The sequence below is a fragment of the Colwellia sp. D2M02 genome (assembly GCF_018860755.1).
GTDB classification, from domain to species: domain Bacteria; phylum Pseudomonadota; class Gammaproteobacteria; order Enterobacterales; family Alteromonadaceae; genus Colwellia; species Colwellia asteriadis.
In genome coordinates this window covers 127,939-139,507 of sequence record NZ_JAHKPW010000043.1, presented here as the reverse complement: position 1 = coordinate 139,507, position 11,569 = coordinate 127,939, and the positions used below count along the sequence as shown (strand labels likewise).

At 39.1% G+C, this 11,569-nt stretch carries 10 protein-coding genes; 2 read left to right on the top strand and 8 right to left on the bottom strand.

What is annotated here, in order from left to right; all coding sequences use genetic code 11:
• Window positions 1–88: 88 nt before the first annotated feature.
• The 3 genes from panB to pcnB all read right to left on the bottom strand — a co-directional run bounded on the left by panB (window position 89) and on the right by pcnB (window position 2,994).
• Window positions 89–883, bottom strand: a complete 795-nt coding sequence (gene panB, locus KO495_RS07240; protein ID WP_215979732.1) for a 3-methyl-2-oxobutanoate hydroxymethyltransferase — start codon at window positions 881–883, stop codon at window positions 89–91.
• A 71-nt stretch (window positions 884–954) separates the two neighbouring features.
• Window positions 955–1,437, bottom strand: coding sequence for a 2-amino-4-hydroxy-6-hydroxymethyldihydropteridine diphosphokinase (folK, locus tag KO495_RS07235; protein ID WP_215979731.1), 483 nt, complete (start codon window positions 1,435–1,437; stop codon window positions 955–957).
• 9 nt (window positions 1,438–1,446) lie between these two features.
• Window positions 1,447–2,994 (bottom strand): polynucleotide adenylyltransferase PcnB, encoded by a 1,548-nt coding sequence (pcnB, locus tag KO495_RS07230; RefSeq protein WP_354668370.1) that lies wholly within the window; start codon window positions 2,992–2,994, stop codon window positions 1,447–1,449.
• A 175-nt stretch (window positions 2,995–3,169) separates the two neighbouring features.
• On the opposite strand from pcnB, the gene KO495_RS07225 reads away from it, so the two are divergent.
• A complete protein-coding gene (locus tag KO495_RS07225) occupies window positions 3,170–4,945 on the top strand; it encodes a GGDEF domain-containing protein (protein WP_215979730.1) in 1,776 nt (591 codons plus the stop codon).
• A gap of 80 nt (window positions 4,946–5,025) precedes the next feature.
• Here KO495_RS07225 and KO495_RS07220 read toward each other — a convergent pair whose 3' ends face one another.
• From KO495_RS07220 to KO495_RS07200, 5 genes are all read right to left on the bottom strand, one after another.
• Entirely contained in the window at window positions 5,026–5,703 is a 678-nt protein-coding gene (locus KO495_RS07220) for an SDR family oxidoreductase (RefSeq protein WP_215979729.1), read from the bottom strand.
• Between the two features lie 57 nt (window positions 5,704–5,760).
• The gene (gluQRS, locus tag KO495_RS07215) at window positions 5,761–6,699 is read right to left on the bottom strand and encodes a tRNA glutamyl-Q(34) synthetase GluQRS (protein ID WP_215979728.1); all 939 of its coding nucleotides are present in this window, start codon (window positions 6,697–6,699) and stop codon (window positions 5,761–5,763) included.
• A gap of 38 nt (window positions 6,700–6,737) precedes the next feature.
• Window positions 6,738–7,184 carry an RNA polymerase-binding protein DksA gene (gene dksA / locus KO495_RS07210; protein WP_215979727.1) on the bottom strand — a complete coding sequence of 149 codons (447 nt, stop codon included), beginning with the start codon at window positions 7,182–7,184 and terminating at the stop codon, window positions 6,738–6,740.
• Between the two features lie 256 nt (window positions 7,185–7,440).
• Window positions 7,441–8,181, bottom strand: coding sequence for a DNA/RNA nuclease SfsA (gene sfsA / locus KO495_RS07205; RefSeq protein ID WP_215979726.1), 741 nt, complete (start codon window positions 8,179–8,181; stop codon window positions 7,441–7,443).
• Window positions 8,182–8,261: 80 nt separating this feature from the next.
• Window positions 8,262–8,675 carry a hypothetical protein gene (locus KO495_RS07200; RefSeq protein ID WP_215979725.1) on the bottom strand — a complete coding sequence of 138 codons (414 nt, stop codon included), beginning with the start codon at window positions 8,673–8,675 and terminating at the stop codon, window positions 8,262–8,264.
• Window positions 8,676–8,946: 271 nt separating this feature from the next.
• Here KO495_RS07200 and hrpB point away from each other — a divergent pair, with 271 nt between their 5' ends.
• On the top strand, window positions 8,947–11,523 hold the full coding sequence (gene hrpB, locus KO495_RS07195; RefSeq protein WP_215979724.1) for an ATP-dependent helicase HrpB: 2,577 nt from the start codon (window positions 8,947–8,949) through the stop codon (window positions 11,521–11,523).
• Window positions 11,524–11,569: the final 46 nt, after the last annotated feature.

Here is an 11,569-nt window from a genome sequence, read left to right as displayed (position 1 = left end):
AAGCTAGCGATTCAGAAAGTGATTTGTTTTGATATTTCAATGTGTTAAATATCTCTTAAATCTAAACCGATCTCAGGTTAACTTACCGCTAGTTAAAAATATGCTCATCGCCAGGGAAGTTACCTGCGCTTACTTCACTAATATATAGCTCTACTGCGGCTTTAATATCGCCGGTATCTTTTAAAAAGTTACGTGAGAATTTAGGCATGTAGTTACAAGCAATACCTAAAGCGTCATGCATAACTAAAATTTGACCGTCGGTATCCTTACCTGCGCCAATACCAATAACAGGGATAGTAAGCGCTTGTGAAATTGCTTTACCTAGAGCACTTGGAATACATTCTAATACCAATAATTGTGCACCAGCGGTTTCGAGGGCTTTGGCATCTTCAATCATTTGTTGCGCTTTGTCGTTTTCACGACCTTGTACTTTAAAACCACCAAATACATTAACCGATTGCGGTGTTAGTCCTAAATGCGCACAAACAGGAATACCACGCTCTACCAAAGCGCTAATGGTGTCATTTAACCAAGCACCACCTTCCATTTTTATCATGCTAGCACCGGCTTGCATTAATTGAGCAGCACTCGTGAAAGCTTGCTCTTTAGTGGCGTAACTCATAAATGGCATGTCGGCGATAATCAAGGTGTCTTCAACTCCGCGTTTTACGCACTGGGTATGATAGGCCATATCGTCAACAGTCACAGGCAAAGTGCTATCTTGTCCTTGCAATACCATACCCAATGAATCGCCAATTAAAATAGCATGAATACCTGCTTGGTCGAAAAGCTTAGCAAAGCTTGCATCGTACGCGGTAATCGTTGATATTTTTTCGCCTTGCTGCTTCATTTTAAGCAAAGTCGCGGTGGTTATTTTAGCCATAAGTGTTCCGGTTTTTGTGTACTGTTACAAAGTGTTAGTGTTGCTATTTGAGTCGGTGAAAAAATGTCTTTTTAAGTAAGCTTTTGAATGCCATTAGTATTAACTTTATTTACCAAGCTTGCTACGGCTTCATTACAAGGTAAGCATAATTTTGGCGCAATTTCAGCTAAAGGCAGTAAAACAAATTCACGTACTTTCATACCATAATGGGGGACAATTAAACGATCATTATTAATAACTAGGTCACCATATAATAGAATATCTAAATCAAGAATGCGTGCGCCCCAACGATTATCTTTACGAACACGACCCGCAGCATTTTCTATCGCTTGTAGCGCATCTAATAAATCAAGAGGTGCTAATGTCGTTTCAAGAGCAAGTACGGCATTAATATAATCGTCTTGATCTTGAGGTCCCAATGGGCGACTTAAATAAATACTCGATGTTGCTAAAACACTGCTGTGAGGTATTTTAGCAACTTCAACTATTGCTTGTTTAACTTGTTCTGCTGGGTCTGATAAATTACTACCTAGCCCAATATATACTATAGTCATTAGCGTTACTTAGTCGTGGTTAGCGCTATTGTTGGCAGCCGCTGATTTAGTTGGCTTACGACGTTTTCTTGGTGAGCGTCGTTTTGAGCCTGGTACCATTTTAATGCCTTTGATCATTTGAACACGAGCGTCATTTGAGACTTCTTGAAAGTCAGTCCACCACTGAGCAAGTTCTTTAAGTTCGGCACTTTGTTCTATTTCAGCTCTCAATAATAAAAAGTCGTAGCCCGCTCTAAATTTAGGGTGCTCAAAGGTTTTAAAAGCACGCTTACCTTCACGACGAGCAAGTTTGTCTTGTAATATCCAAATATCTTTCATTACGCCCTGAAAGCGCTTAGGAATAGCAATACTACGTTGCTGCTCTGGCATCACTTCACTTAACGCAGCAAAAAAAGCATCCTGTGGCGCTAATTGCTGTGCGGCATTAATTTGCTTGATGTGCTTTTGCAGTGGATACCACAATAATGCGGCAAACAAGAACGCAGGTGTTACTCGTTGATCGTTATTAATACGTTGGTCGGTATTACCCATTGCTAAGACAATTAATGCCAGCAATTGCTGTTGTTCGACTTTTGCTTGCTCGTTTTCGGGCTGAGCATTGAGTGCTTGCTCAACGGCTGGGAAAAAGTAACCAAAGAGGTTGTAGTGACGTAATTGTTCAAAGTTTGCAATGGCTTTGCCTGAAATAAACATTTTCAAGAACTCTTCAAACATACGAGCAGCAGGAATGCTCGCCATTAACGTTGCTAGCTCTTGAATTGGCGCACTGGTTTCAGGGCTAATTTGCATATTAAGTTTAGTCGCAAATCGAATTGCTCTTAACATGCGTACAGGGTCTTCACGGTAACGCGTTTCAGGATCGCCGATTAAGCGAATCACTTTATCTTCAATGTCTTTTACGCCATTAGCAAAGTCAAATACTTTGAAGTCTTTGGTTGAGTAATATAGCGCGTTGATAGTGAAATCACGACGTTCAGCATCTTCTTCAATAGTGCCGTAAATATTGTCACGTAATAACATACCTTCATCATTTTGTTTTGATGTTTTAGTATGTTCTTTAGTTGGTTTTTTGCTTTTTTCAGCAGTACTGTCGTGATGACCTCGAAAGGTGGCAACTTCAATAATTTCACGACCAAAAACAATGTGTGCTAAGCGAAAACGACGGCCAATCAAGCGACAGTTTCTAAATAAGCCTTTAATTTCTTCTGGCGTTGCGTTGGTTGCAATATCAAAATCTTTTGGTTTTAACCCTAAAAGAATATCGCGAACACCACCACCAACTAAGTAGGCATCAAAGCCTCCTTTGTTTAGGCGATACAATACTTTAAGTGCATTTGGACTTAATAATTGGCGTGATACTGGGTGTTGATCTCGAGTTAAGACTAAGGGCGCATCAAATGAGGCGCTAACATTATGTTGTTTCGTACTCGCATGCGCTTTTTTCTTGGGTGGAGCACTCGTCTTATGAGTTGTTACTTTTGAGGTAATAGTTTGCGCATTATTACTGGGTCGAGTAAAAATTTTTTTACATAAATCGATAACACTTTTGATAATCACAGGCCTTTAAAGAACACAGATAAATAGTGGCGCAATGATATAACAGCGTTGAAAAAAATAACAGCGTAAAAGCAATTAACAAAAACTTAATTTGTGTGAAAAGTCGGCAGATGTCGTCACATTTTTGTCATAGTTTTTGATTAAGCTTAACTAAATTAAGCTATTTCGAATTCACATGCAGTTAAAAAGTACGCTCGTTAATATTATTCAACGCCAACAGCTCACCGCCTTCTTTCAACCCATTTATGCAACTAACGCTAATGATGTTTATGGCTATGAGGCACTAATACGTGGACCATCAGATAGTCCGCTGCATAACCCACAAGCTTTGTTTGATGCAGCATTTGAATTTGGGCTGTTGTCAGAGTTGGAGTTAGTTTGCCGTCGAATCTCCATTGCTCGCTTTGTTGCATTAGCATTAAAAGGCAAACTATTTTTAAATGTTAGCCCGATGGTGTTTCTACAAGAGGATCACCCACAAGGAGCAACGCTATCTTACTTGGCTGAGCATGACTTGCAGCCAGAACAAGTAGTGATTGAATTAAGCGAAAAATACCCAATAGAGTCGCCTGAGTTACTACAACGTGCGTTAATGCATTATCGTGATTTAGGCTTTCAAATAGCTGTGGATGATTTAGGGGCAGGTTACGCAGGTTTGAAGTTATGGTCAGAAGTAAACCCAAACTTTGTGAAAATAGACCGATATTTTATTAACCAGTGCCATCAAGACCCAATTAAACGCGAGTTTATTAAAAGTATTATTAGTCTAGGGCGTAGTATTAATGCACAAGTGATTGCTGAAGGTATTGAAACAGTAGAAGAGTTTGAGCAATTACAAGAATTTGGTATGAATTTATATCAAGGTTTTCTTTTTGCTCGTCCAGAGCCATTTCCAGCTGTTGATTTGCCCGCTATATTAAGAAGCTATGCGAGAGCGCAGAACTTTCCAGTACATTTTGAGCAGATGGCTTCATCACTATTGCAGTTTATGCAACCGCGTCATGGTAATGAACTGACAAAAGAGGTGGTAGAGTTTCTTTATAAGCACCCGAAAGTACATTCGATTCCTGTTATTGATAATGATAAGCCTATCGGGATGATTTTACGTGATAACTTATTGGAACTTTTTTCAACCCCTTTTGGTAGGGCACTGAATGAGCGTAAACCGATTAGTGAAACCATGACTAAAACTCCCGTTATTGTTGAGGCCAATACCCAACTTGATGAAGTGGCACAATTGGTAACTTCAGAGCATGATGAAAAGCTATTATGGCATTTCATTATTACCGATAAGGGGCGCTATATTGGTATTGGCTCGGTTCGAGATTTACTTCGGCAAGTCACTCAGCAGCAGCTGCAACATGCTCGCTATGCTAACCCTTTGAGCATGTTGCCCGGTAATGTGCCTATTTATCAAGAAGTAGACTCATTAATATTCCAGCAAAAGAACTTCCATTTTGCCTATTTTGATTTAAATAACTTTAAACCTTTTAATGATATTTATGGTTATGCTAAAGGCGATCAAATTATTCAGCTCGTTGCAGGGCTTATTAAAAAGTATGCTCCCAGCCAGGATTTTGTTGGCCATATTGGCGGCGATGATTTTGTGGTTATTTTTAAAGAAGATTATCAGAAAGAAAATTGGAAAAAGAGTTGCGAAAAAATTATTAGTGAATTTGATCAACACATTGAGCATTTTTATGATGACGCACACTTGAAAGCTGGGGGGATTGAAGCTAAATCGAGAACGGGTGAGTGGCAGTTTTTTTCGTTACTGAGTTTAGCTATTGGCGTTGTATCACCAGATCTTCACTTATGCCATTCACATCATGATATTGCTGAGCTTGCCAGTGATGCTAAAAAACAAGCCAAAAAGTTGCAGGGTTCAGCTATTTTCGTTTGTCGCCGTGGTAGTCCGTCATGCTGCAAGGTAACAGAAGAAGTGGCATAAAAGCATCATGCAATAGGCGCTATTACTTGATGCCTTGTGCAATGACTAATGGGAGACGCTCTTGCTTTGAGTAGTATCAACTACCAAGGAAGAGTTTCTCCATTAGAGTGCTTAAATACGCCTGTTTCAACTAATGATAAGTTGTCCATTAAGCCAATTAAACGTTCGGCTGCAAGGTCACTGCTAATATCACCGCTATGATTTACCATATCAGTTTGTACGTAACCTGGGTGGTAAATTCCTACGGCAATGTTATCGGCTTTTAAGTCTTGTGCCAGTGACATTGCAGCAATATTTAAAGCAGCTTTAGACATACGATAGCCATAACGCCCACCCGAAGTGTTATCAGTAATTGAACCCATGCGAGAGGTAATTAAAGCAATTTTACTACCGTTAGTTAAGTTAGGTAATAATGCATGACTTACTTGTAATGGCGCTAAAGCATTAACATGAAATTGCTCGGTAATGGTTTCAGCGTTTAAGTCGTTTAGTGATTCATTACGTAAAATACCGGCATTATTAATTAATAAATCAATGGTAATACCTTTTAGGGCAACAACTGCGTTGTTAATGCCAAACTCTGTTGATACGTCGATATTTTCGATGATAGTTAACTTAAATGTCGCTTGAAGCTGGTTCAAATCGGCTGAGCTTTTACGGCATAAAGCATATACGGTATCGCCACGCGCTAAACATAGTTTTGTCATGGCGTACCCTATACCGCGGTTTGCGCCAGTGATCACAATTGTTTTTGACATGTTAATTTCCTTTAGTTGTCGCTCTACTTAGAGCTGATAGGGTAAATAAATCTTTAACTAATTTTCATTAATGCTAATTTTGGTTTTTTGAGGGACAGCGCTGCGCTGCCAGTTGTTTATGGCCCAACTGATAATCTTTTCCACTGATTCGAAAACCAATGCCTTGGGGGGATTTTGTCCAAGAAAGCTCAATGCTTTGACTAATGCAGGTTGTGGCTTATCAGTGTCAATGGCGAGCGCTTTATTTTGCTTACTGAGCTTATAACCTTGGCTCGTGACTGCCAGTGGTATATGACCAAATTGTGGCGCAGTGCTGTTTAGTGTTTTAAATAACGTTAATTGTCTTGCCGTGGGCTCTAGTAGGTCACAACCGCGTACTATATGGGTGATACCTTGTTCAATATCATCTGCTACTACTGCTAACTGATATGCGAATAAGCCATCTTTGCGATGAATAATAAAGTCTTCATTGGCTAGTGCTTGCTCACAGCTAACCTTTCCTTGAAATATATCACTAAATTGATAGAGCCCATATTGATTAATTAAACGTATAGCACTGTGTTTAGAATCAATATTTAGCGATTTGCAGTGACTTTGATAAATGCCACCTATGGCTTTAATATCTGCACGCGTGCATTGACAGTAATAACTTAATTGTTGCTGGTGTAGGTGCTCTAATAAGGCGTTATAGCGAGAGCTTTGCTGGCTTTGGTAAAGTACTTCTTCGTCCCAATGCAGACCAAATGCTTCTAATGTGGCGAGAATTTTTTGACTTGCGCCCGCTTGCTCTCGTGGAGGGTCAATATCTTCAATACGTACTAACCATTTTCCTTGAGTACCACAAGCGCTTACAGCTGATTTGGCATCGAGAAAGCTCGCTAAAGCCGTAATTAATGAACCAAAATGGAGTAATCCAGAAGGAGAGGGAGCAAAGCGACCGCGATAATGGCTAGCAGAGCTAGTATTTTCGGGTCGCTGAATAGACGTTATGTGCATAGGTAAAGTTTAACTCACAATAAAATTGAAGTTAACTCTTAGCCTGCCATTTGACGCTCTTTTATTTCAGATAAGGTTTTACACTCAATACAAAGATCGGCAGTTGGGCGTGCTTCTAAACGGCGAATACCAATTTCAATACCGCAAGAGTTACAGAAGCCAAAATCATCATCTTCAATTAATTGTAACGTTTTTTCTATTTTTTTGATGAGTTTACGTTCACGATCACGAGTACGTAATTCTAAACTAAACTCTTCTTCTTGAGCTGCTCGGTCAACAGGATCTGGAAAGTTAGCTGCTTCGTCTTGCATGTGTGTTACGGTACGATCAACCTCTTCACGTAACTGTATACGCCAAGCATCTAAAATTTTCTTAAAATGCGCTAATTGAGGCTCACCCATGTATTCTTCGCCAGCTTTTTCTTGGTATGGCCCAACGCCAGCTAACGCAAGAATCCCTAATGGTTTGTTTGTACTTGTTGGCATGCTTAATCTCCTAGTGCTACATAGACCAAGTCAGCGACTGTATTCATCATTTAATTGTATGATGAGCTAACTTAGTTGTAAGCGCCAATAATATATATGGCCCGATGAATTAGGACTATATTGTGTCGCTCTTGATAAAAATCAACTGTTTAATAGTAAAAAATTTTTAAATCTAATTAAATCAATTGATTAGGTGTTTTAAATGCGAGTTTTAAATTTACTAAACATTTTTAGCAAGCTCTTTTAGCAAGTTTTACTAGGCTAAGTCAATCTTTATTGGTTCTTTCTCAATAATAAGTGGTACCTTGTTTTGCAAAATCACCGTAAATTTTGCATCGTTTTCGGTGAATTTCGCCTTATAAGCTATCACCTCGACACCCGCTGCCATTGCTTGTTTTAGCAGTGCTGTGTATTTTTCATCAATATGCTCTGCAGGACTAACACTATTAATGCCGCTATGAAGTACCGCGAATAATAAGATGGCTCTATGTCCTTGCTCTGTCATTTCTATTAACTCTCGTAGATGCTTTTGCCCACGGCTGGTTACTGCATCAGGAAAGTAGCCTTGTTGGTCTGTGAGTAAGGTGACAGACTTAACCTCGATATAGACCTTAGGCTTGTTATCGGCTGTTAGTAAAAAATCAATACGACTATTTTCGCTACCATATTTTACTTCTCTTTGTAGTTGGCCGTAATCAGCAACTTCAGTAATGACTTTGTTGTTAATTGCTTCTTCAACTAATTGGTTGGCGCGTAAAGTATTAATACATATATAGTGGTTATTTTTATTCTGTGTTATTTCCCAACTAAAAGGGTATTTACGCTTAGGGTTATCAGACGTGCTATACCATATAGTATCGTTGGGGGTTGCACAGCCGGTCATTGCTCCTGTATTGGCACAATGTATAGTTGTTTGTGTGTTATCGGGTAAGGTTATGTCGGCCAGAAAGCGTTTGTAACGTTTGATGAGTGTTGCGGGATATAAAGTAAATTGCATAGATAATGTTAAAAGTAATGTAAAATAAAATCGAGATTATGCTTACTCTACGCTAAAAACTTTATCAACGCTGTGCTTTCTTACCCTTTATCTTGGCGACGGGTTATAAACTGATTGAGCCAAGACTTGGCACGGCTCACCTCGCTAAAAACATGAAAATCTATACGGCATTGACGATAAATGCGTTGTAATTGCATTTGTTGAATATCAGCATAGGCACTATTAGTGATTACTACAGCAATCGCTATCATACCGCGCTCTTGTCGATAACGTGTCGTTTCAATTAATTGTTGCTCAGCGTCGGGGGTAAAAATACTGTTACCATGGAAAGTGACTAATGAGCCCCACGCCTCGCCAGATAATTCATTAATTAATTGTGTTATATCTTGGTGATAATGCTTTGCTGTTTCGTCATTAAAAGGGCCAGCGGCATCAACAATCAAAATGTTGTCTTGGTGTTCTATGGTGTACTGTCCATGTTGTGAAAATTGCATAATAGTTCCTTATAAGTAAGCCAAGAGGTACAGGTATACCAGTTTGAAGTAAACTTGCAAGTAAGCATGGATTTTTATATTTTCAAGATTATTTTTGATAAAAATTAATGATAACTTAGCTGTTGGTTTGTAAAATTTAATCCATGAAAGTAACGAGTATTTGATATTTATAGGGATATTAACGGTAAATTTTTGGAGTTTGTTTTACTTATCTTGGGTGTCAGTGAAATAATTGCTATTATGCTGTTATTATTTACAGTGATATGATTTTATGTCGTCTTTGCCTGCATTACCTATTACCGCTATTAAAGCTGAATTTGAGCAGCTTTTAACTCAGCATAATACTGTGGTTTTATCTGCCCCCCCTGGAGCAGGTAAGTCTACAGGGTTGCCTTTATGGTTATTAACCTTACCAGCCCTAACAAACCAAAAAATTTATTTATTGCAACCACGACGCTTAGCGGTAAAAAATATTGCTAATTTTTTAGCAAGCCAGTTAGGTGAACGTGTTGGTGATACTATTGGTTATCGGTTACGACATGAAAAATCAGTATCAGCATGTACACGTATTGAAGTGATCACTGAAGGTATTTTAACGCAAATTATTCAACAAGATGCCGAGCTTGTTGGTACTGCCTTAATTGTTTTTGATGAATTTCATGAGCGTAGCCTACAGGGGGACTTAGCATTCGCTTTAGCTAGAGAAGTGCAAACTGAGTTACGCGACGATTTAAAAATTCTCCTGATGTCGGCAACCCTCGATAGTGATAATTTATTGGACGTATTACCTGATGCTGTTTCAATTACGAGTGAAGGGCGCAGTTTTCCCGTCGACATAGAATATCAAGCACCAACTAATGCACAGTATTGGCGAGAACATGCCGTTAATGTGATTAAGCAACAAGCGCAACAACATGATGGTGCTATTTTAGTCTTTTTACCTGGGGTTGGCGATATTCGCTTTGTGGCTGAACGATTAGCATCATCACTACCTGATAACACACTTATATGCCCTTTATATGGTGAATTATCGTTACGTGAACAACAGCTGGCAATAGCGCCATCTGAGCTAGGTGTTAACAAAGTCGTACTAGCCACCAATATTGCAGAGACTTCATTAACTATTGAGGGGGTTAATTTAGTTATTGATAGTGGTTTAGAAAAAGTGGCTATTTATGATAGCGCCAGCTTGCTTAACAAATTAGTGCAAAAACAAATAGCAAAAGCGTCTGCCATTCAACGCGCTGGACGAGCAGGGCGATTAATGCCGGGCAAATGTATTCGGTTATTTGCAAAAGACAGTTTTGATAGACGTCCGCAATACCCAGAGAATGCTATTCAGCAGGCTGATTTATTACCAACATTAATTGAAGCCGCCCGTTGGGGTGTTAGTGCATTAGCAGAGCTGCCAATGTTAGAGTTACCAAGTGCTAGTAAAGAGCAACAAGGCTGGCAAGAGCTTGAAAGCCTATTAATAGTTGATAGGCAAAAACGTTTAACTGCACATGGTGATTTAGTTGCCGCTTTACCTTGCCACCCTCGCTTTGCACATATGATTTTTGCCATTAAAAACTATAGCAAAGCCAATAACCAAGTGCTCAATAGTGATCCGTCGTTAGCTTGTTTAATGGCGGCGCTGTTAGAAGAACGTGATATATTTCGTGCAGAGCAAGCACAGCATAATATTAATTTAGTGCATCGTTTACAGTTATTTACTGAAAACTCTTTTACGAATAATGGCTTGATGAAACGCATTGTCAAGCAAGCACAAATAGTCGCTAAACGTGCTGATATTAGTTTCAAAATTAACAATATATCACTTGAAAATACGGGGCTTATTTTAGCACTAGCCTACCCTGAGCGTGTTGCTAAAGTTCGTGGTCGTGCAAATGTAAACTCAGGTGTTAGTGCTTGTAGTTTTTTATGTGCTAACGGCAAAGGGGCACAGGTGAATAGTGATGATGCCTTAGCAAATGAAGAGTTTCTAGTTCTTGCACAGCTAATGCAATTTAATCACCAATTGAGTGCTAAATTAGCCGCAAGCATTGATTTATCGGCGATAGAACTGCTTTTTAGTGAACAGATTATCGCGCAAGACAATGCTACCTTCGATACAACTACAGGTAAAATTATTGCCCGTCATCAAAGCAAACTTGGCGCTTTAGTGCTCAATGAACAAAAAGTCTCTACAGGGCTTAATGAGCAAAGTATTAGTACCATGTGGTGTGATTTAGTCAGACAAAAAGGTTTGTCTTTTCTTAATTGGCAAGCAAAAGATATTGCTCTTAAGGCACGCTGGCTGTGGCTTAATCACTATGTGTCTGAGTTGAAATTTCCAATGATAGATGAGGATTATTTACTTAATCACTTACCGATATGGTTCGCGCCTTTTGTTGGCGCTATTAAAAGTAAAGCACAGTTAGATAAAATTGATTTAAGTGCAATGTTATTGTCACTACTTGATTATCAGCAGCAGCAACAACTTAAGCATGCTGCACCTACTGTATTCATTGGGCCAACAGGACGACACTGCCCCATAACGTATAACCAAGAAAAATCACCGAAAGTGTCATTGCCCATGCAAGAGCTCTATGGTTTAACGCAAACTCCTTGTGTGGGTATTATTACAGGCAATACCGCTATTGCAGGTATTCCATTATTATTAGAATTGCTATCACCCGCGCAGCGACCCATTCAGGTAACGCAAGACTTAGTACAATTTTGGCAAGGAAGTTATCAAGCGGTGCAAAAAGACATGAAAAGTCGTTATCCAAAACATTATTGGCCAGATGATCCCGCTAATGCGGTTGCCACTAATAAAACTAAACGACATATTAAAATCACATAATTGATGGTACCAGCTAAATAAAGTAATTTGCGATTTAATAAATTAT

What these genes read in the sequence shown, in the direction of transcription:
- panB (WP_215979732.1), bottom strand. Translation starts at nt 883, where the DNA reads ATGGCTAAAATAACCACCGCGACTTTGCTTAAAATGAAGCAGCAAGGC.
- folK (WP_215979731.1), bottom strand. Translation starts at nt 1,437, where the DNA reads ATGACTATAGTATATATTGGGCTAGGTAGTAATTTATCAGACCCAGCA.
- KO495_RS07225 (WP_215979730.1), top strand. Translation starts at nt 3,170, where the DNA reads ATGCAGTTAAAAAGTACGCTCGTTAATATTATTCAACGCCAACAGCTC.
- KO495_RS07220 (WP_215979729.1), bottom strand. Translation starts at nt 5,703, where the DNA reads ATGTCAAAAACAATTGTGATCACTGGCGCAAACCGCGGTATAGGGTAC.
- gluQRS (WP_215979728.1), bottom strand. Translation starts at nt 6,699, where the DNA reads ATGCACATAACGTCTATTCAGCGACCCGAAAATACTAGCTCTGCTAGC.
- dksA (WP_215979727.1), bottom strand. Translation starts at nt 7,184, where the DNA reads ATGCCAACAAGTACAAACAAACCATTAGGGATTCTTGCGTTAGCTGGC.
- sfsA (WP_215979726.1), bottom strand. Translation starts at nt 8,181, where the DNA reads ATGCAATTTACTTTATATCCCGCAACACTCATCAAACGTTACAAACGC.
- KO495_RS07200 (WP_215979725.1), bottom strand. Translation starts at nt 8,675, where the DNA reads ATGCAATTTTCACAACATGGACAGTACACCATAGAACACCAAGACAAC.
- hrpB (WP_215979724.1), top strand. Translation starts at nt 8,947, where the DNA reads ATGTCGTCTTTGCCTGCATTACCTATTACCGCTATTAAAGCTGAATTT.